Below are 20280 nucleotides of genomic sequence, written 5' to 3'. Positions count from 1 at the left end.
GCCCGGCGGCCCACGCCCGTCGCTCGACGGTCCACGCCCGTCGCCCGGCGGCCCACGCCCGTCGCTCGACGGCCCACGCCCGTCGCCCGGCGACCCACGCCCGCCGCCCCGCGCCCGACCCCCGCCGCCCCACACCCCCTCGCTTCAGGGGAGTTTTGGGAGGTTTGGGCGGGATCTGTTTGGGGTGTTGGTGTAGTCGGGGGGGTCTGCTGGGGGGTGGGTTTTGAGGAGGGTCAGGGCCAGGGAGACTGCTGCTTCCAGTTGGGTGTTGTGGCCTTCCGCCCAGTCGACCGGGGTGCGGAGGGTTTCCTCGTCGGGGGTGACGCCTCGGTTCTCGATGGTCCAGCCGTACGCGTCGAACCAGGCGGCGTTCATGGGGACGGTGATGATCGTGCCGTCGCCGAGCTGGTGGCGGCCGGTCATGCCGACGACGCCGCCCCAGGTGCGCAGGCCGACGACCGGGCCGAGTTGGAGGAGTTTGAAGGCCGCCGTGATCATGTCGCCGTCGGAGGAGGTCGCCTCGTCGGCCAGGGCGACCACCGGGCCGCGCGGGGCACTGGAGGCGTAGGAGACCGGCTGGGCGCCCCGGGTCAGGTCCCAGCCGAGGATCGTGCGGGACAGTTTCTCCACCACCAGCTCGCTGATGTGGCCGCCCGCGTTGCCGCGTACGTCGACGATCAGGGCGGGCCGGGACACCTCCATGCGCAGATCGCGGTTGAACTGGGCCCAGCCGGAGCCGCCCATGTCCGGGATGTGGAGGTAGCCGCAGTGGCCGCCGCTCAACTCCCGTACGACCTCGCGGCGTTTGGCGACCCAGTCCTGGTAGCGCAGGGGGCGTTCGTCGAGGAGGGGGACCACGGCGACGCGGCGGGAGCGGCCCTCGCCCTCCGCCGGGGTGAAGGTCAGTTCGACGGTGGTGCCGCCCGCGCCCGCCAGCAGGGGGTACGGGCCCGTCGTCGGGTCCACCGGGCGGCCGTCGACGTGGGTCAGCGCGGCGCCCTCCCTGATGCCCGTGCCGGCCAGCGGGGAGCGGGCCTTGGAGTCGGAGGAGTCGCCGGGGAGGATGCGGCGGATCGTCCAGTCGTCGTCGCGGCGGACGAAGTTGGCGCCCAGGAGGCCCTGGCGGCGCTGGTAGTGGGGCGGGCCCTCGTTGCGGCGCGCGGGGGAGACGTACGCGTGGGAGGTGCCGAGTTCGCCGAGGACCTCGCGGAGCAGGTCCGCGAACTCGTCGGGGGACGCGACCCGTTCGACCAGCGGCCGGTACTGGTCGAGGATCCCGTCCCAGTCGATGCCGCTCATCCTCGGGTCCCAGAAGTACGCGCGGATCAGGCGGCCGGCCTCCGCGTACGACTGGCGCCACTCGGCGGCCGGGTCGACCTCGTGCAGGATGCGCCGCAGGTCGATCCAGACGGTCGAGTCGCCGTCGCCGGACTCGGTGGAGGGGACGGCCCGCAGGTCGCCCTCGTCCACGACCACCAGCCGTGAGCCGTCGCCGCTGACCGCGAACCAGTCCAGGTGGTCGACCAGTTCGGACTTCTTCGCCTTGCTGATGTTGAAGTATTCGAGGGTCGGGCGGCCGGTCATGTCGTCCGGGTTGGCGAAGGTCTCGCCCAGGGCGCCCGAGATGGGCCAGCGCAGCCAGACCAGGCCGCCGCCCGCGACCGGGTACAGCGCCGAGTACTTGGAGGCGGTGACGGGGAAGGGGGTGACCCGGTTCTCCAGTCCTTCGGTCTCGACGGTCACCGTGCCGTCCGTGCCCTCGTCCTCGGTCGGGTCCATGCCCCCGGCGACCGGGCGGCCGTCGGGGTTCAGGGCGAACGGGGAGGGCGTGGCGGAGGAGAGCGGGACCAGGTAGGGGCGGCAGCCGAGCGGGAAGGAGAGGTCGCCGGTGTGGACGTCGTAGACCGGGTCGAAGCCGCGCCAGGAGAGGAAGGCGAGATAGCGGCCGTCGCTCGTGAACACCGGGTTCTCGTCCTCGAAGCGGCCGTTGGTGACGTCGACGACGATCCGGTCCTTCATCCGGGCCATCTTGATCTGGCGCAGGGTGCGGCCGATGCCCGGGTGGGACCAGGTCAGCCAGGCGCCGTCGGGGGAGAAGGCGAGGTCGCGGACGGGGCCGTTGAGGGAGGTGATGAGTTCGGTGACCTCGCCGTTCGACTCCTCGGTCGCGTCCAGGAGGAGGACGCGGCCGTCGTTCGCGGCGATGGCGAGGCGCTCGCCGCGAGGGTCGGACACCAGTTCAAGGACGCGGCCCAGGTCGCCGGAGGCGAGGCGGCGGGGCGCGCGGTCGCCGGTGGCCCGGGGGAGGTAGGCGATCTCGATCGCGTCCTCGCCGTCCGCGTCCGTCACATACGCCACCTGGCCGCCGGAGCCGAGCATCTCGGGCAGCCGGACGCGGACGCCGGGGGTGTCGGCGATGGTCCGGGCGGGGCCGTCGCGATGGGTGAGCCAGTACAGGCTGCCGCGTACGACGACCGCGCTCGCCCGGCCCGTGTCGTCGACCGAGATGCCGTCGATGTGCTGGGCGGCCGGCACCTGGTACCGCCGCCGCCCGGTCAGCGCGCCGCCGAGCCGTACGTCGAGGCGGCGGGGCAGGGCGTCCGGGGCGAGGTCGTCGACGAGCCAGAGGTCGCCCGCGCACTGGTACACCACCCGGGTGCCGTCGCTGGCCGCGTGCCGGGCGTAGAAGGAGTCGTGGTCGGTGTGGCGGCGCAGGTCGGAGCCGTCGTACGCGCAGGAGTACAGGTTGCCGATGCCCTCGTGGTCGGAGAGGAAGGCGATCCGGCCGCCCACGATCATGGGGGAGTGGAGGTGCCCGTCGAGGTCGGCCAGCAGGCGTTCGCCGTGCAGCCAGAGGCGGCCCATGGCACCGCCCCGGTAGCGCTTCCAGGAGGCCGGTTCGTGGGGCGGGGTCCCGGTGAGCAGGAGGGTGCGGCGCTCGCCGTCGATCTCGGCGCACTGGATGTCGGAGACCGGGCCCCAGGGGAGCTTGCGGCCGGGGTCGCCGTCGGTGCGGACCTTGTAGGCCCAGGTGAAGTGCGAGAACGGCTCGCCGTGGGAGGCGACGGCCAGGATGTCCGAGCGGCCCTCCTTGTTGGGGGGCGTCCAGCCGCAGACCTCCGTGTCGGGGCTGCCCCAGTGCGTGAGCCGGCGTGCGGGGGACCCGCCGTCCACCGGGGTCAGATGGATCTCCGGGAGGATGTTCCGCCAGCTCGTGTACGCGATGTGCCGGCCGTCGGGCGAGAAACGCGGGTCGGCGACCTTCGTACGGTCGACGGTGAGCCGCCAGGCGCGGTCCGAGCCGTCGAGGGGGGCCAGCCAGAGGTCGTCCTCGGCGACGAAGCAGAGGCGGTCGCCGTTGAGGTGCGGGAAGCGGAGGTAGCCGGCGCCCGGGCCGGCTTCCTGGTCCCGGTCCGTTTCCTGGCCCCGGTCCGCTCCCGGCTTCCGGTCCGGTCCCTGGTCCGGGCCCGTTCCCGGCTTCCGGTCCGCTCCCTGGCCCGGGCCCGTTCCCGGCTCCCGGCCTGCTCCCGGTTCCCGGCCCGTTCCCTGGTCCGGGCCCGTTCCCGGCTCCCCGCCCGCCCTCCGGTCTCGGTCCGTCCTCCGCTGTCGGTCCGACCCTTGCTTCGGGCCTGTCCCTTGCTCATAGGAGTCGCTCACCTCCCCATGCTTTTCCGCTCGGGAGGCCCCGGCAACTCGTGCAATCGGTCGGCCGAGGACCGGGTGACCCAATACACGAACGAAACGGTTTCGTTTTCTTCGAGTCTCGGGGTATCGTCGTGAGCGTACGAAACCGTTTCGTTCGGGAAGTGAGGTGTCCGGCCCGTGCCATGCCGTACGGCCGGTAGCCTTGTCGCCTCGAACGTGCGGCCGGAGCAAGGGGAGTGGGATGACTGAGACCGCGACGGTGCGCCGCAGTCGGCTCACGCCCGAGCGCGAGGCCGAGCTCTACGCGGCCGTCCTCGACCTGCTCCGGGAGGTCGGCTACGACGCCCTCACCATGGACGCCGTGGCCGCCCGCACCCGTTCCAGCAAGGCCACCCTCTACCGCCAGTGGGGCGGCAAGGCCGAGCTGGTGGCGAAGGCGTTGCGGGCCAACAAGCCCGGTCCCGACCTCGCCACCGTCGACACGGGGTCCCTGCGGGGCGATCTGCACGCGATGATCAGGAGCCAGGACGACTGCGCCATCGAACAGAACTCCGCGCTCATGCGGGGCCTGGCGATGGTGATCCACGGGAATCCCGACCTGCTGAAGGCGTTCCGCGAGCTGATCATCGAGCCCGAGCTGCTGGAGCTCCGCCGTGTGCTGCAGCGCGCCGTCGACCGGGGCGAGGTCCGCGAGGGCAACCCGGCCGTCGACTATGTGCTGCACATGTTCGTCGGTGCCTTCGTCGCACGGGGCATGATCGACGAGCTGCCGCCGACCCAGGCGTTCCTCACTTCGTACATCGACGCCGTGGTCCTCCCCGCCCTCGGTGTACCGACCGACTGACCCACACCCCGCGCAACCGCCGCCTGACGCGCGGTTGAGCCTGAGCCCCACCTGACGCGACCCGCTCACGTCGTCGGGCCGATCACCCCTGCCTAGCCCCACCCTGCCCTCGTCTCCCCGCGTTCGGCACGGGTCGATCCGTCCTGCCCTTCCGCACCTCCACGACCTGAACGGGAGTACCGCCCCCGTGGCCACTTTCCTCTACAAACTGGGTCGACTCGCCTTCCGGCGACGACACTTCGTAGCCCTGCTCTGGGTGGCACTGCTGACGCTCGCGGGCGTCGGCGCCGCCTCCGCGCCCGCCGCCGGCTCGTCCTCCTTCTCCATTCCCGGCACCGAGGCGCAGAAGGCATTCGACCTGCTGGAACAGCGCTACCCCGGGATGAGCGCCGACGGCGCCACCGCCCGTGTCGTCTTCAAGGCGCCCGAGGGCGAGAAGATGGCCGACGCCGCCAACAAGGCGGTCGTCGAGAAGACCGTCCAGGAACTGGGCGACGGTTCCGAGGTCGTCTCCGTCAGCGACCCGTTCACCACCAACGCGGTCAGCAAGGACGGGACCGTCGCCTACGCCTCGGTGACCTACAAGGTCCCGGCCATGGAGCTGAAGGACTCCTCCAGGGAGGCTCTGGAGACCACCGCGCACAAGGCGCAGGACGCCGGGCTGACGGTCGAGATGGGCGGTGACGCGCTGCAGGCCGAGCCCGAGACGGCCGTCGCCGGCGAGATCATCGGCCTGGCCATCGCCGCCGTCGTCCTCGTCGTCACCCTGGGCTCGCTCGTCGCGGCCGGGCTGCCGCTGCTGACGGCGATCATCGGCGTCGGTATCGGCGTCTCCACCATCACCGCCCTCGCGAACGCGCTGGACCTCGGCGACACCACCTCCACCCTCGCCCTGATGATCGGTCTCGCGGTCGGTATCGACTACGCGCTGTTCATCGTCTCCCGCTACCGGTCCGAACTGGCCGAGGGCCGGGGGCGCGAGGAGGCGGTCGGCCGGGCCGTCGGCACCGCCGGTTCGGCGGTCGTCTTCGCCGGGCTCACGGTCGTGATCGCGCTGGCCGGTCTCGCGGTCGTCAACGTCCCGATGCTGACCAAGATGGGTCTCGCGGCGGCGGGCACGGTCGTCATCGCGGTCCTCATCGCCCTCACCATGATCCCGGCGCTGCTCGGCTACGCGGGCCGCAAGGTCCGCCCGGCCGGTGAGAAGGGCAAGCTGCTCGGGCGCGGCAGGGCGAAGGGCTCCGCCCAGGAATCCGCCCAGGAAGCCGCAGAGGCGACCGGTGGGAAAACCGGCGAGGAGTCCGTCAAGGCCGGCAAGGGTTCCGCCGGGGAAGCCGCCGTGGGTAAGCCCAGCATGGGCACCCGCTGGGCGAGCTTCGTCGTCCGCCGGCCGATCGCCGTACTGCTGTTCGGCGTCGTCGGCCTGGGCGCGATCGCGCTCCCGGCCACCCAGCTCGAACTGGGCCTGCCCGACGACGGTTCGCAGCCGACGTCCACCACACAGCGCCAGGCGTACGACCTGCTGTCCGACGGCTTCGGGCCCGGCTTCAACGGCCCCCTGATGGTCGTCGTCGACGCCAAGGACAGTGCCTCCCCGCAGGAGGCCGCCACCGCCGTGTCGGACGAGATCAAGGGCCTCAAAGACGTCGTCACGGTGACCCCGGCGACGTTCAACAAGGCCGGCGACACCGCGATGATCACGGTGATACCGAAGTCCAAGCCGTCCTCGACACAGACCGAGGACCTGGTGCACTCCATCCGCGACGCGGGCGCCGGCGTGACGGCGGACACGGACGCCAAGGTGCTGGTCACCGGTGCCACGGCGATGAACATCGACTTCTCGCAGAAGCTCACCGACGCGCTGATCCCGTATCTGGCGCTGGTGGTGGGGCTCGCCTTCCTCCTGCTGATCGTGATCTTCCGCTCGATCCTGGTCCCGCTGAAGGCGGCCCTCGGCTTCCTGCTCAGCGTGCTGGCCGCGCTCGGCGCCGTGGTCGCGGTCTTCCAGTGGGGCTGGCTGGCGGGGCTCATCGGGGTCGAGGAGACCGGCCCGATCATGTCGATGATGCCGATCTTCATGGTGGGCGTGGTCTTCGGTCTGGCGATGGACTACGAGGTGTTCCTCGTGACCCGTATGCGTGAGGCGTACGTCCACGGGGAGAACCCGAACCAGGCCGTGGTGACCGGCTTCAGGTACAGCGCCCGGGTGGTCGCGGCCGCCGCGGCGATCATGATGGCCGTCTTCGCCGGCTTCATCGGCTCCGGCGAATCGATGATCAAGATGATCGGCTTCGGTCTCGCCATCGCCGTCTTCTTCGACGCGTTCGTCGTCCGTATGGCCATCGTCCCGGCCGTCCTCGCCCTCCTGGGCGACAAGGCCTGGTGGCTGCCGAAGTGGCTCGACCGCGCGCTGCCCAACGTCGACGTCGAGGGCGAGGGCCTGCGGGCCCACGACGACGCCGCGAGGAAGGCGGCCGAGGGCGAGGACGACGAGGACAGGGAGCTGGTCCGCGCCTGACCCTTCCGTCAGGCGCGACGGACGACGGCTGCCGAGTGGGATCGGCCGCCGAGCAGGACCGCCGGTGAGGGCCCGTGGGGACGGGCGCCCTCACCGGCTTCCGCGTTTCCGGGGTGCTCGGGTGCTCGGGTGCTCGGGTTCGCGGGTTCCCGGACGTCCGGCCATTCGACCGTCCGGCGGTCCGGCGGTCCGGCGGGTCCGTCATAGGGGACAGGAGCTGTCCTATACGGCTCCTAGCGTGGTCGTACGAACCCCACAGAAGCCGGAGCGACGATGGACACCGAGATCCGCCCCTTCCGTATCGACATCCCGCAGGCCGAACTGGACGACCTGGCGGACCGGTTGGCGCGTACGCGCTGGCCGAAGCGGTTGCCCGGTGACGGTTTCGAGCGGGGCGCGCCGGTTGAGGCGGTGCGGGAGCTGGCCGAGTACTGGCGGACGAAGTTCGACTGGCGGGCCCAGGAGCGCCGCCTCAACGAGTTCCCCCAGTTCATGACCAGGATCGACGGCCTGGACGTGCACTTCCTCCACGTACGCTCGCCCCGGCCCGACGCCGTCCCCCTCCTCCTCTCCCACGGCTGGCCCAACTCGGTCGTGGAGTTCACGCGTCTGATCGGCCCGCTGACCGAACGCGGGTTCCATGTCGTGGCCCCGTCCGTGCCCGGCTTCGCCTTCTCCGAGGGGCCGACGGAGACGGGCTTCTCCATCGACGACGTGGCCCGTATGTGGGCCGAGTTGATGCGCCGCCTCGGCTACGACCGCTACGGCACCCAGGGCGGCGACCTGGGCGCGTATCTGGCCCCGGCGGTGGCGCGCGCGGCTCCCGCGCATGTCATCGGCGTCCACAGCAACGGCGGCTTCGGTTTCCCCACGGAGGAGGACGTCCCCGAACTGACCGAGGAGGAGCGGGCCCACTACGAGATGATCAAGCAGTGGTCGGTCGGCGGAGTCGACCATCACACCCTCCTCCGCTTCGCCCCGCAGACCTTCGCGTACGCCTGGAACGACTCCCCGGCCGCCCAACTCGCCTGGATGATGCAGAAGTTCGAGGACTTCCTCATCCGCGACTACGACCGCGACCTGTTCCTCACGAACGTCGCGCTCTACTGGCTGACGGGCACCTCCGGCACGTCGTCCTGGTTCATGTACAACCGCCGGGAGTTCGTGTGGCCGCAGGGGCAGAAGCATGTGCCGACGGGTGTGTACTGCGGCCCGCCCGCGATCCGCCGCCTCGCCGAACGGGACAACCGGATCGTGCACTGGCCGGAGTCGAACCCGGGGAGCCACTTCGTGGGGATGGACGAACCGGAGGCACTGGCGACCGACATCCGCGCCTTCTTCGACAGAATCGGCTGACCGATTGGTTCTTCGACTGTGAGGGCATGGCCAGTGACCGACGACAGCCGTATAGGCCCGCCCCTGCTCGGCTCCGAACGCGACACGCTCCGCGCCTTCCTCGACTACCACCGCGCGACCCTCGCCATGAAGTGCGCGGGCCTCACGGACGAGGAGTTGCGCGGCCGGTCGATGCCTCCGTCCACGCTCTCGCTGCTGGGTCTCGTCCGGCACATGGCGGAGGTGGAACGCGCCTGGTTCCGCCGGGCCTTCGAGGATCATGACGCCCCCATGGTGTGGTCGAAGGAGACCGACTTCCAGGCGGCGTACGACGTGAGCGCCTCGACGCGGGCGGAGGCGTTCGGCGCGTGGGAGGCGGAGGTGGAGACCTCGCGCCGTATCGAACGGGAGGCCGAGTCCCTGGACCTGGTCGGCTTCCAGCCGCGCTGGAACGAGGAGGTCTCGCTCCGCATGGTCATGATCCACGTCCTGCTGGAGTACGGCCGCCACAACGGCCACGCGGACCTCCTGCGGGAGGGGGTGGACGGGACGGTCGGGGCGTGAGAGGCGGCCGGCCGCCGCAGGTCGGGGTGTGAGGCCGGCCAGGTGTCGTGGGGGCACCGGCTGGACAGGAAGCCTCCGTGACTGGACTCGGCGCGGTGTTCCGGCCCCAACTGCCCCCCGAACGCCTCCGCGACATCGCCCGTCTCGCCGACGAGGCGGGCCTCGAAGAGCTGTGGCTCTGGGAGGACTGCTTCCGCGAGGGCGGCCTCGCGACGGCCGCCGCCGCGCTGGCCTGGACGGAGCGCGTACGGGTGGGCGTGGGGCTGCTGCCCGTCCCCCTCCGCAATGTCGCCATCACGGCGATGGAGGTGGCCACGCTGCACCGGATGTTCCCGGGCCGGGCGATCGTCGGCGTCGGGCACGGCGTCCAGGACTGGATGGGCCAGGTGGGCGCGCGCGTCGAGTCGCCTCTCACCCTCCTCCGGGAACACCTCGACGCACTGCGTGCGCTGCTGCGGGGCGAACGGATCACGACGCGGGGCCGGTACGTCAGCCTCGACGACGTCGCCCTCGACTGGCCGCCGGCGCCGGACGGCGACACGGGGGTGCTGGCCGGGGCGACGGGCCCGCGCACCCTCCGGCTGTCCGGCGAGGCGGCGGACGGGACGATCCTCCACGCGGGCACGGCCCCGGACGGCGTCCGCCGGGCCCGTGAACTCATCGACGCGGGCCGGGAGTCGGCCGGCCGCACCGACCCCCACAAGCTCGTCGTCTACCTCCTCACCGCCACCGGCCCGGACGCCACCGCCCGGCTGCGCGCCGAACTGACCGCCGAGGGCCTGGACTCCGTACCGGACCTGGGCGCCGCCGGGGACGCGGGCACCGTCGCCAAGGCGGTCGAGCGCCTGGCGGAGGCCGGCGCGGACACGGTGATCCTCCAGCCGACGGGCGACGAACCGGACCCGGAGGGGTTCGTGCGGTTCGTGACGGAGGAGGTCCGGCCGCTGGTGCCGTGAGCGCGCGCCCTCGGAGGTGCTGCTCGCCGTCGCGATGAGGCGTCAGAGGTGCTGTTTGGCCGTCGCGATGAGGCGGGTGATGTCGTCCAGGGTCCGCAGCCGGCGCTCGTCGAACCGCGCCCTCTCCGTCGTTCTGGAGAGCGCCGTGATCTCGGCGAGGACGTCCCCCGCGCTTCGGCTCAGATCCGCGTCGTCCGTGAGCATCTGCGCCCGGAACAGCGCCTCCTGAGCGCCGGAGCGCAGGTCGTACGTGCGGACGCGGACGGTGTCGGGGTCCTCGGGCGGCGGCTGCTCGTGCTCGCAGAACCACAGGTGGACGAGGCTGCGGCGGTAGTTGATCAGCGCGCCGGCGTACACGGAGTACGCGTCCAGCCGTTCCTGGCGCACCTTCTCACGGCGGGCGAGCTCATGGCTCCGGTCGGCGGTGCGCTGCTGAAAGGCCAAGGTCAGCCCCGAGCCGAGGAGGGTACCGAGGACGGCTATGCCACTGGCGATGATGGTCTCCACGGCCCTAGCTGATCACGCGGCGACGGGCGAGGTCACGGTCACGGTCACGGACTTCGGGGATCGGGGATCGGGGATCGGGCCGTGGAGCTGTAGGGCTGTAGGGCTGTGGAGCCGTAGGGCTGTGGAGCTGATGTACTACGACGACCAGCGAGCGTGGGAGAGGCCGGGAGGGACATGAGCGCCACACGGGTTCCCGGGCCCCGGCGAACAGGTCGCCCTCCGGTGCCGGGCGTCGCGGTTCTCCTGGTCCGCGCGGTACGCCTCCGTCGACGCATACGCCTGGCGGACTCGCGGATCGCAGTCGGCGTGGGCGTGGGCATGGGGGACCTGATCCTGTGCGGCATCCTCTTCCTGGTGGCCGTCGGAGCGCTGTTCGTCGAGCCCACCACCCGGGAGCAGGAAACCGAGGCCTGGCGTCTCGCGGGCCGGATCTACGGGTGCTGGTTCCTGGGCGGGCTCGTCCTCCTCCCCGTGCTGGGGGCGGTCCGGGCGACGGCCGTCCACCTGACCACGATGATCGCGGCGCCCGTCGCGCTGTTCCTGGTCCTCGTGCTCCTGGCCGCGTGGTGACCGAAAGCCGCGTCGCCTGACAAGGTGCCCATGGCAGGCACCTGGGAATCGCACAGGAATCGCTCATAGCATCCGGGCCATCCATGACGGGAACATTCGGAAAGCGCGGTTCGGCATCATGAGCACAGCACGCGAGAACAGCGGCGGCGGCCACGGGCACGACCACCACCACGACGACGAGTTCGACAGAGGGCTCTCCCACGACCTCCCCGTGTTCGCCCGCCGCCGCATGATCAGACTGCTGGCCGGCGCGAGCATGGTCCCGCTGGTGGCGGCCTGTTCCGCGGACGACTCCGGCGGCAGCGCCGCGTCGGACGCGTCCTCCTCCGGCTCGTCCTCCTCCGGCACCTCCGGTTCGGACTGCGAGGTCATCCCGAACGAGACGGCCGGACCGTACCCGGGCGACGGCTCGAACGGGCCGAACGTCCTCAAGGAGAGCGGTGTCGTCCGGCGTGACATCACGAAGAGCTTCGGTTCGTCGAGCGGTGTCGCCGAAGGCATCCCGCTGACGATCACGCTGACCGTCGTCGACCAGTCCTCCGGCTGCGACACCCCGAAGGAGGGCGCGGCCGTCTACCTGTGGCACTGCGACCGGGAGGGCAGGTACTCCCTCTACACCGACGGCGTCACCGAGGAGAACTATCTGCGCGGCGTCCAGGAGACCGACGACAAGGGCCAGGTCACCTTCACGTCGATCTTCCCCGGCTGCTACACGGGCCGCTGGCCGCACATCCACTTCGAGGTCTACGACAGCCTCGACGACGCCACCGCCGGCCAGGACATCGCCTCCACCTCGCAGCTCGCCTTCCCCAAGGACGTCTGCGACACCGTGTACGCGACGGACGGCTACAGCCAGAGCGTCCAGAACCTCGGCCAGCTCTCCCTGGAGACCGACATGATCTTCAGCGACGGCTACGACCAGCAGCTCGCCACGATCGAGGGCAGCACCGACAAGGGCTACACGGCCACGCTCACCGTTCCGGTGTGACGCCGAGGAGATCCCTCACAAGGGCCCCAGGTGCGCGGTGTCCCCCCACCGCGCCAGCCGCAGCCGTCCCCCGTCGTCGCTCTCCCACCACGAGACCGAGGCGTTGGGGACGGGCGGCGGCGGCCCGGGGAACGTCGCACCGAGCCCCGCGCACACCAGGCGTACGGCGACGGCGATCGCGTCGTGGGCGATCAGCAGCACCCGCCGGCCGGGGGCGACCCGGTCCAGCGCGTCGACGAAGTCCCGTACCCGCAGCACCACATCGGTCAGCGCCTCCCCGCCGGGCGGCCGGTAGAACCAGTCGCCGACCAGGGCCCGCCGCGCCTCCTCCTCGGGCGAGCGGGCCCGTAGCGCGTCCGGCGGGTGCATCTCGAAGATCCCCATCTCCCGGTCCCGCAGCCGCTCGTCGACGAGCAGCGGAGGCGGGATCACACGGGGATGCCCGGCCATCAGCTCCCAGGTCTGCCGGGCCCGTACGTACGGCGAACAGACCACCAGGTCAGGACCCTGACCGCCGGCACCGTCACTGTTACCGTCCCCGTCGGCGAGCCCGGCCAGCCATCGGCCCAGCGCCCCGGCCTGCGCACGGCCCAGCTCGGACAGCGGAACGTCCGCGTCCCGGCCCGGCAGCGGCTCGGTCGACCCGGTCCGCTCGGCCTCGGCGAACGCGGCGTTCGCGGTGCTCTGCCCGTGCCGGACCGCCCACAGCGAGGCGAGGGTGTACGGCGGTGCCAGCCCCTCACCGGGGGCGGTCGTGATCCCAGGCGTCATCTCGGTGCCGGTGGCGTCCACGCCGTCATGCATACCCGCGGACGCTCCGCTCAGTGCGCGACCGGCACCGCCGTGTACGTCCGCCGCAGGAAGCGGATCAGCGCCTTCGTGTCGAACTGCATCACCGCCACCCCCTGCGCGGAGTGGAACTCCATGACGGCCTGGACGCGGCCGCAGGGCCAGATGCTCACGGGGCCGGAGGTGGTGGGCGTCCGCAGACCGCGTTCGAGGAGTTCGCGGGGGAACGTCCACTCGTCGGCGCCGGGCAGGCGCACGCGGACGGCGGAGGCGTCGGTGTCGGGGTCGTAGCGGAGGACGACCGGCAGGGTGTCCCGGTCCTCGGGGGAGTCCGTGACGACATGGGCCCGGGCGTACTGCTCGACGGTGACAGACATCGGGCGGCTCCTCACGCTGAGTGACGCAAGCAGAAGCTGTGAATCCGCTGTCCGCTGCCTCTCCAATGTCGCACATTCTGCGCCGCGCGCCCCCGGAAGCCCTGCAAGAGCGCTGCAAGGCCGCTGGAAGCGGGCGCGGGGTGCGAAGTCGCCGGTTCCCGTAATCCGGTGGGCCGTTCGCGAGCCGTTCGCTAATCGGCTCTGAATCGCTCTTGCAAGAGACTCGCAACAACGCTCTATCATCGTAAGGTTCCAGCCAATCCAGCCATCCGCAGGCCAGGAGAGCGAGCCCTCGTATGCACGTCCCCGACGGATTCATCAACGCCCCCGTCTCGGCGGTCGCCGGAGTCGTCGCCGCCGGTGCGGTCGCCGTCAGCCTGCGCGGCGCCCGGCGTGAGCTGGACGAGCGGACGGCGCCCCTCGCCGGGCTCGTCGCCGCGTTCATCTTCGCCGTGCAGATGCTGAACTTCCCGGTCGCGGCCGGGACCAGCGGACATCTGCTCGGCGGCGCCCTGGCCGCGATACTCGTGGGCCCCTACACAGGGGTCCTGTGCGTGTCCGTGGTGCTCCTCATGCAGGGCATCCTCTTCGCCGACGGCGGCCTCACCGCCCTCGGCGTGAACATCACGATCATGGGCGTGATCACCTCGGTGGTCGGTTACGCCGTCTTCCGCGGGCTCGTCACCGTCCTGCCCAGGAAGCGCCGCTCGATCACCGTCTCCGCCTTCGTCGCGGCCCTGATCTCGGTGCCCGCCTCGGCCGCCGCCTTCACCCTCGTCTACGCGATCGGCGGCACCACGGACGTGCCGATCGGCTCGGTCCTCACCGCCATGGTCGGCGTCCACACCCTCATCGGCATCGGCGAGGCCGCGATCACCGCCGCGACCGTCGGCGCCGTGATCGCCGTACGCCCGGACCTCGTCCACGGCGCCCGAGGCCTGACCGCCCCGCTGAAGCTGCGGGTCAACGGCGAACTCGTCGACGCGCCGGCCGCCGAGCCGGCCCCCGCTCTCGCCCCCGTCGCCGCCCGGTCGCCGCGCAAGCTGATCCTCGCCGGCCTCGGCACCTCCCTCCTCCTCGCCGGTGTCGTCAGCTTCTACGCCTCCGCCGAGCCCGACGGTCTGGAGAAGGTCGCCGCCGACAAGGGCTTCGACGCCAAGGCCGAGGACCACGCCGCCGCCGACTCCCCGCTGGCCGACTACGGCGTCGAGGGCCTCACCGACGCCCGGCTCGCGGGCGGACTCGCGGGCGTGATCGGCGTCGGCGTCACGGTCGTCGCCGGGACGGGGATCTTCTGGGCCGTACGCAAGCGGCGTACCGGCGAGGGCGACGCCACCTCGCCCACCTCCGTGCCCGAGAACGCCTGACATGGGCGCGGGCCACGCCCACAAGCTCTACCGGCACGCGCACTCGCCCGTCCACGCCCTGCCGCCGCACACCAAACTCGCGGCCGTCTTCGCCTTCGTCATCGTCGTGGTGTCGACGCCACGGGAGGCGATGTGGGCGTTCGGGCTGTACGCCGTACTGCTGGGGGTGGTGGCGTACGTGGCCCGCGTACCCGCCGGGTTCCTGCTGCGGCGGCTGCTGATCGAGATCCCGTTCGTCGCCTTCGCCGTGCTCATGCCCTTCGTGGCGCAGGGCGAGCGGGTCGAGGTGCTGGGGATGTCGCTCAGCGTCAACGGGCTGTGGGGCGCCTGGAACGTCCTCGCCAAGGGCACGCTGGGCGTCGCCGCCTCCGTCCTCCTCGCCTCCACCACCGAACTCCGCGCACTGCTGCTGGGCCTCCAGCGGCTCAGACTCCCGCCGCTGCTCGTCCAGATCGCGTCCTTCATGATCCGGTACGGGGATGTCATCGCGGACGAGATGCGGCGGATGCGGATCGCGCGCGAGTCACGCGGGTTCGAGGCGAGCGGCGTACGGCACTGGGGTGTGCTCGCCAAGTCGGCCGGGGCGCTGTTCATCCGCTCCTACGAGCGCGGCGAGCGGGTCCATCTGGCCATGATCAGCAGGGGGTACGCGGGGACCATGCCCGTCATCGACGAGGTGACCGCGTCCCGGGCACAGTGGTCGTACGCGTTCGCCCTCCCGGTCGCCGCGCTCGTCGTCTGTCTGCTGGGATGGAGCCTGTGACCATGCCCGAAAGCCCTGTGCCCCCGTCCGCCGAGGCCGGGGATTCGCCGCCCCCGTCCCTCGAAGTCGCCGGGCTCGCCTTCGCCTATCCCGACGGCCATCAGGCCCTGTTCGGCGTCGACTTCACCGTCGGACGCGGCGAACGGGTCGCGCTGCTCGGGCCGAACGGGGCCGGGAAGACCACCCTCGTCCTGCACCTCAACGGCATCCTCACCGGCGGCGCGGGCACGGTGACCGTCGCCGGGATGCCCGTGGGCAAGCGGCACATGGCCGAGATCCGGCGGAAGGTCGGCATCGTCTTCCAGGACCCCGACGACCAGTTGTTCATGCCGACCGTGCGGGAGGACGTGGCCTTCGGGCCGGCGGCGGCGGGGATGAAGGGCGCCGAGCTGGAGGCCCGGGTGGACAAGGCCCTCGGGCAGGTCGGCATGGCGGAGTTCAAGGAACGGCCGCCGCACCACCTGTCGTTCGGGCAGCGGCGGCGGGTGGCGGTGGCCACGGTGCTCGCCATGGAGCCGGAGATTCTCGTCCTCGACGAGCCGTCCTCCAACCTCGATCCCGCGTCGCGTCGTGAACTGGCCGACATTCTGCGGTCGTTGGACGTCACCGTGCTGATGGTGACCCATGACCTGCCGTACGCCCTCGAGCTGTGCCCTCGGTCGCTGATCCTCAGCGACGGGGTCATCGCGGCGGACGGTGTGACCGGGGAGCTGCTCGGTGACGACGCGTTGATGCGGGCGCACCGGCTTGAACTGCCGTTCGGGTTCGATCCTCGGGCGGGGCGGGGAGTGCGGGCGGGGTAGAGCCCGGGGGTGCGGGTCGCGTTGCCGGGTGCGGGTGGATCGTGGCTGGTCGCGCAGTTCCCCGCGCCCCTGAAAAGCCGGGGCTGCGCCCCGTGCTTTTCAATCCGCAGCCCCGTGGTCTTTTCAGGCCCGCAGGGGCCTGAATCCTTAGGGGCGCGGGGAACTGCGCGAGAAGCCCCACCGGACCCGCGGACAATCACGCGCCCCCTGCCGGGAAGTCACGCGGACATCCGCGACAATGGGCCCCGTGACGAATCAAGCGGATGCGCAACGGCACGGTTCGCTGCTCCTCGAAGAGCAGTTGTGCTTCGCGCTGTACGCGGCCCAGCGCGCGGTCACCGCCGCGTACCGCCCGCTGCTCGACGAACTCGGCCTCACCTACCCGCAGTACCTGGTCATGCTCTCCCTCTGGGAACGCGGCGAGACCACCGTCAAGGAACTCGCCGGCGACCTGCGCCTCGACTACGGCACCGTCTCGCCGCTGCTGAAGCGGCTGGAGTCGGCCGGGCTGCTGTGCCGGGAGCGTTCGCTGCGGGACGAGCGCTCGGTACGGATCACCCTCACCGGACGCGGCGAACAGCTCCGCGACCGCGCGGCGGCAGTCCCCGCCACCCTGGTCGCCGCCACCGGGCTGCACGGCCCCGAGGTGACCCGGCTCCGCGAGGAACTGTGGCAGCTGACGGCACGGGCGACGAAGGCGGCGGGCCGCTGAGCGGCCACCGGGCCTCCGGTCCGCGCCCACTCCTCGGTGACCTTGAGTTACCCATGGTTACTACCCCCTGGTAACCGCATCCCCCCTACCGGCCGGTACCTTGTGCACGATGTATTCGTGCGCGCCTGTCCTGGGGAGGTCACGCGCTCGTCCTGGGGGAGGCCAAGGGAATGACTGACGACGCCGCGGTGGAGACGCGTACCGATACCGACGCCGATGGCGGTACCGGTACGGGCGGCCGTCCGGACACGCGGCCGACGAAGATCATGTACGTCGCCGAGGCCACCGCGCACGGCGGCCGGGACGGCTACATCAGCAGCCAGGACGGCCAGATCGACCTCAAGGTCGCGATGCCGCCGGCGATGGGCGGCGACGGCGACGGCACCAACCCCGAGCAGCTCTTCGCCGCCGGGTACAGCTCGTGCTTCCACAACGCGCTGGTCCTCGTCGGCCGCCGCGCGGGCTTCGACCTGACCGGCTCCACCGTCGCCGCGAAGGTCGGCATCGGCCCCAACAGGCAGCGCGGCTACGGCCTCGCCGTCGCCCTCAGCGTCTCCCTCCCGATCATCGACCAGGCCGTAGCCGCCAAGCTCGTCGACGCGGCCCACCAGGTCTGCCCGTACTCGAACGCGACCCGGGACAACATCGACGTCACGATCGTGCTGGGCTGAGAAGGCCGACGGGCCGACGGGCGGAGAGGCCGAGGCGCCGAGGCGCCGAGGCGGCCCCGGGCGGGGGAATCCGGGGCTGTGCCTGTACGTTGCATCCGTCGTCGCGGCGAGTGGTCGGGCGAGTGAACGGACAGCGAGGAGCGCCGACGTGGACGCAGACGTGGTCGCAGACGTAGACGTGGTCGCAGACATAGACGTGAGTGGCACGGTCGCCGAGGGCTTCGAGCCGGTCAGGGCCGCGTTCGTACGCAACTTCGAGGCGTTCGGCGAGCGGGGCGCGGCGGTCGTGGTCTACCGGCATGGGCGCAAGGTCGTCGACCTGTGGGCCGGCAGCCGGGACGTCGACGGCGACGAGCCCTGGCGGCACGGCACCGCCCAGATCATGCGCTCGGCCACGAAGGGCGTCGCCGCCGCCGTACCGCTGCTGCTGGCCGAGCGCGGGGAGTTGGACCTCGACGCGCCGGTGGGCCGGTACTGGCCCGAGTTCAAGGCGCACGGCAAGGACCGCGTGCTGGTCAGGCATGTCCTCAACCACCGCGCCGGGCTCCCGGTCCTGGACCACCCCCTCACCCCCGCCGAGGCGCTGGACCCGCGCCGGGGCCCGGCGGCCGTGGCCGCGCAGGCGCCCGCCTGGGAGCCCGGCACCGACCACGGCTACCACCCCCTCACCTACGGCTGGATGCTCGACGAACTCGTCCGGCGGGTGACCGGCCGGGGGACGGGCGAGTGGATCGCGTCGGAGATAGCCGCCCCGCTGGGCCTGGACGAGGACCTGTGGCTGGGGCTCCCGGACTCCGTGGCGGCGGCGGGCCGGGTGGGCCGCGCCGGCCGCCTGGAATCCGCCCCCGAGCCCACGGGCGGCCTGCGCGTCCGCGCCAAGCGCTCGGTCACCGAGGCCTACGACGACCCGGACTCCCTCACCCGCCGCGCCTTCGCCGCGATCACCCCGTTCCCCGACCAGAACGACCCCGCGTACCGGGCCTCCGCCCTCCCCGCCACCAACGGCATCGCCACCGCCGACGGCCTGGCCCGCTTCTACGCGGCGCTCATCGGCGAGGTCGACGGCGTACGGCTGTTCGACCCGGCGACCCTGGCGGCGGCCCGCGCCGAGGAGTCCGCGGGGCCCGACCGCGTCCTCGTCATCAACACCCGCTTCGGCCTCGGCTACATGCTCCACGGCACCGCCTCCCCACTCCTGGCCCCCACCTCCTTCGGCCACCCCGGCCGAGGCGGCCCCCTAGGCTTCGCCGACCCCGAATCAGGCATCGCCCTCGGCTACATCACCAACGGCTACCGCAAAACGGTGACGGCAGACCCGAGGGCCCAGTCACTGGTGAGGGCGGTACGGGAGGCGCTGAAGGGTTGAAGGGGCGGCGGGCCTGAAGGCTCGTTGGGCCTGCTGGTTCGTTGGGCCTGAAGGTTCGGCGGGCCCTGAAAAGCACGGGGGCACGGGGCGCAGCCCCTGCTTTTCAGGGGCGCGGGGAACTGCGCGAGCAACCACGACGCACCCGCAGCCGCCGAAGCACAGCCACCCCCGAGCCATCAGGCGCCCGGCAACACCGCGAAGGGCGGCCGTCACGGCGAGCGGCCGGACCGACCCAGGGCTCCCCCGCTGATGTCCTGGCCCGATCCCGGTGATCCGGACGACCGCCCTCCGCGGCGGCGCTCACCAGGATGCGCGGAATCCCGGCCCATGTCGTTGGCTGACAGTCCACTGTCACTTGGCAACGAGTCCACTCTTCGCCACCCGACCCCGTCCCGCCCCCACCCCACGCCGCAACTCGCTCGGCGGCACCCCGTACGCCGTCCGGAACGCCCGGCTGAACTCGGCCGCACGCGGAAACCCCCAGCGCGCCCCGATCGCGTGGATCGGGGTGGCCCGCAGCACGGGGTCGGGATCGGTGAGGTCGCGGTACGCGTTCCGCAGCCGCTGGTCCCGGACGTACGTCGCGACGGTGAGACCCTCCGTCTGGAAGAGCCGGTGCAGATAGCTGCGCGAGATGTGATGGGCGGCGGCGATGGCCGCGGGCGTGAGATCGGGGTCGCCCAGATGCCGCCGTATGAACGCCTTGACGGTCAGGAGCAGCGTCCGCCCGTGGGCCTCCGGCGTCAGCCGCGGCTCCGTGTCGACGATGTGGGCGAAGAGCGCGGTGATCAGATCGGCGACCACCGTGCCGAGACGGGGCGCGTCGGCGGGCCGGTACGGGCCCGTGTCCGCCGCCAGCCCCATCAGGAACTGCGCGAGCAGCGCGCCGACGCCGTCCCGGCCCGACAGCCGGCTGCCGATCACCTGGTCCGCCTTGCGCGCGGGCAGGGCGATCAGCGAGCGGGGTATCTCGATGCCGACGGTGGTGACCGGTTCGGTGCCGGTGAGGATCTCGTACGCCATCGAGGTGCAGTTGACGTGGAAGTCCTGTGCCTCGTACGCGACTTGCTGCCGGCCCCAGGTGGCGGCGCCCTCGCCCTGGAGGAGGAGGGACAGATGGAACGTCTCCGGGTCGGACTGGCGGACCATCTTCGGGGTGCGGCGGAAGACGATGGGGTCGAAGGTGGCGGGCCAGATCGTCACGTCGCCGAGGGGGATGAGGCGTTGGTGGGCGTGGTAGTCGGCGCCGGGGTGGTGGCCCCGGTCGGCCGTCGACAGGGGGATGGGGACCAGGCCCATGGGCGCGTGCGTCTGCCGCAGCAGCTCCGCCCAGGCCTCGAACCGGGCGTCCACCGGCAGGTCCACGGACCGGAAGACCGACTCGTGCAACACGGGGGTCAGTCAACCACAGGGCTGAACAGCGGCGGCCGGGCGCCCGGAGGCCGCGGCCGGGCGGGGTGGGGCGGGGTTCGCTCGCCGGCGCGTGCCGGGGGCCGCCCGCGCCC

At 71.8% G+C, this 20280-nt stretch carries 17 protein-coding genes and 1 pseudogene; 13 read left to right on the top strand and 5 right to left on the bottom strand.

The window, feature by feature from the left end; genetic code table 11:
- Positions 1-144: 144 nt before the first annotated feature.
- Positions 145-3657 (bottom strand): S41 family peptidase, encoded by a 3513-nt coding sequence (locus ABT147_RS17345; RefSeq protein WP_351406719.1) that lies wholly within the window; start codon positions 3655-3657, stop codon positions 145-147.
- A 229-nt stretch (positions 3658-3886) separates the two neighbouring features.
- Here ABT147_RS17345 and ABT147_RS17340 point away from each other — a divergent pair, with 229 nt between their 5' ends.
- From ABT147_RS17340 to ABT147_RS17320, 5 genes are all read left to right on the top strand, one after another.
- A complete protein-coding gene (locus ABT147_RS17340; protein ID WP_351406716.1) occupies positions 3887-4489 on the top strand; it encodes a TetR/AcrR family transcriptional regulator in 603 nt (200 codons plus the stop codon).
- 187 nt (positions 4490-4676) lie between these two features.
- The gene (locus ABT147_RS17335) at positions 4677-7007 is read left to right on the top strand and encodes an MMPL family transporter (protein ID WP_351406714.1); all 2331 of its coding nucleotides are present in this window, start codon (positions 4677-4679) and stop codon (positions 7005-7007) included.
- Positions 7008-7280: 273 nt separating this feature from the next.
- Entirely contained in the window at positions 7281-8363 is a 1083-nt protein-coding gene (locus ABT147_RS17330; RefSeq protein ID WP_351406712.1) for an epoxide hydrolase family protein, read from the top strand.
- Between the two features lie 33 nt (positions 8364-8396).
- The gene (locus ABT147_RS17325) at positions 8397-8906 is read left to right on the top strand and encodes a DinB family protein (protein WP_351406710.1); all 510 of its coding nucleotides are present in this window, start codon (positions 8397-8399) and stop codon (positions 8904-8906) included.
- 77 nt (positions 8907-8983) lie between these two features.
- Positions 8984-9862: an LLM class flavin-dependent oxidoreductase gene (locus ABT147_RS17320; RefSeq protein WP_351406708.1), complete on the top strand. Its 879-nt coding sequence runs from the start codon at positions 8984-8986 to the stop codon at positions 9860-9862.
- A 42-nt stretch (positions 9863-9904) separates the two neighbouring features.
- Here ABT147_RS17320 and kilB read toward each other — a convergent pair whose 3' ends face one another.
- Entirely contained in the window at positions 9905-10369 is a 465-nt protein-coding gene (gene kilB, locus ABT147_RS17315) for a plasmid transfer protein KilB (protein ID WP_351406706.1), read from the bottom strand.
- Positions 10370-10687: 318 nt separating this feature from the next.
- Between kilB and ABT147_RS17310 the strand changes: the two genes are divergently transcribed.
- Both ABT147_RS17310 and ABT147_RS17305 read left to right on the top strand, forming a co-directional pair.
- Positions 10688-10939, top strand: a complete 252-nt coding sequence (locus tag ABT147_RS17310; protein WP_351406704.1) for a hypothetical protein — start codon at positions 10688-10690, stop codon at positions 10937-10939.
- 118 nt (positions 10940-11057) lie between these two features.
- Positions 11058-11927 carry an intradiol ring-cleavage dioxygenase gene (locus ABT147_RS17305; RefSeq protein ID WP_351406702.1) on the top strand — a complete coding sequence of 290 codons (870 nt, stop codon included), beginning with the start codon at positions 11058-11060 and terminating at the stop codon, positions 11925-11927.
- A 15-nt stretch (positions 11928-11942) separates the two neighbouring features.
- Here the strand turns inward: ABT147_RS17305 and ABT147_RS17300 are convergent, their stop codons facing one another.
- The gene (locus ABT147_RS17300) at positions 11943-12698 is read right to left on the bottom strand and encodes a histidine phosphatase family protein (RefSeq protein WP_351406755.1); all 756 of its coding nucleotides are present in this window, start codon (positions 12696-12698) and stop codon (positions 11943-11945) included.
- A gap of 50 nt (positions 12699-12748) precedes the next feature.
- Entirely contained in the window at positions 12749-13093 is a 345-nt protein-coding gene (locus tag ABT147_RS17295) for an SsgA family sporulation/cell division regulator (RefSeq protein WP_351406700.1), read from the bottom strand.
- Positions 13094-13294: 201 nt separating this feature from the next.
- Between ABT147_RS17295 and ABT147_RS17290 the strand changes: the two are divergent.
- From ABT147_RS17290 to ABT147_RS17265, 6 genes and pseudogenes are all read left to right on the top strand, one after another.
- A pseudogene (locus tag ABT147_RS17290) lies at positions 13295-14460 on the top strand (energy-coupling factor ABC transporter permease).
- Between the two features lies 1 nt (position 14461).
- Positions 14462-15223 (top strand): cobalt ECF transporter T component CbiQ, encoded by a 762-nt coding sequence (gene cbiQ, locus ABT147_RS17285; protein ID WP_351406697.1) that lies wholly within the window; start codon positions 14462-14464, stop codon positions 15221-15223.
- 2 nt (positions 15224-15225) lie between these two features.
- The gene (locus ABT147_RS17280) at positions 15226-16026 is read left to right on the top strand and encodes an energy-coupling factor ABC transporter ATP-binding protein (protein WP_351406695.1); all 801 of its coding nucleotides are present in this window, start codon (positions 15226-15228) and stop codon (positions 16024-16026) included.
- Positions 16027-16264: 238 nt separating this feature from the next.
- Positions 16265-16738 (top strand): MarR family winged helix-turn-helix transcriptional regulator, encoded by a 474-nt coding sequence (locus ABT147_RS17275; protein ID WP_351406693.1) that lies wholly within the window; start codon positions 16265-16267, stop codon positions 16736-16738.
- A 170-nt stretch (positions 16739-16908) separates the two neighbouring features.
- Positions 16909-17409 carry an organic hydroperoxide resistance protein gene (locus ABT147_RS17270; protein WP_351406691.1) on the top strand — a complete coding sequence of 167 codons (501 nt, stop codon included), beginning with the start codon at positions 16909-16911 and terminating at the stop codon, positions 17407-17409.
- Between the two features lie 190 nt (positions 17410-17599).
- Positions 17600-18775, top strand: a complete 1176-nt coding sequence (locus tag ABT147_RS17265; protein ID WP_351406753.1) for a serine hydrolase domain-containing protein — start codon at positions 17600-17602, stop codon at positions 18773-18775.
- A gap of 351 nt (positions 18776-19126) precedes the next feature.
- Here ABT147_RS17265 and ABT147_RS17260 read toward each other — a convergent pair whose 3' ends face one another.
- Positions 19127-20167 carry a helix-turn-helix domain-containing protein gene (locus tag ABT147_RS17260; protein ID WP_351406689.1) on the bottom strand — a complete coding sequence of 347 codons (1041 nt, stop codon included), beginning with the start codon at positions 20165-20167 and terminating at the stop codon, positions 19127-19129.
- Between the last annotated feature and the right edge of the window lie 113 nt (positions 20168-20280).

It is taken from the genome of Streptomyces sp. NPDC001868, assembly GCF_040297125.1.
GTDB lineage: Bacteria > Actinomycetota > Actinomycetes > Streptomycetales > Streptomycetaceae > Streptomyces.
Note: the sequence above shows the minus strand (reverse complement) of the source record. Positions and strands in the feature narration are given on the sequence as shown.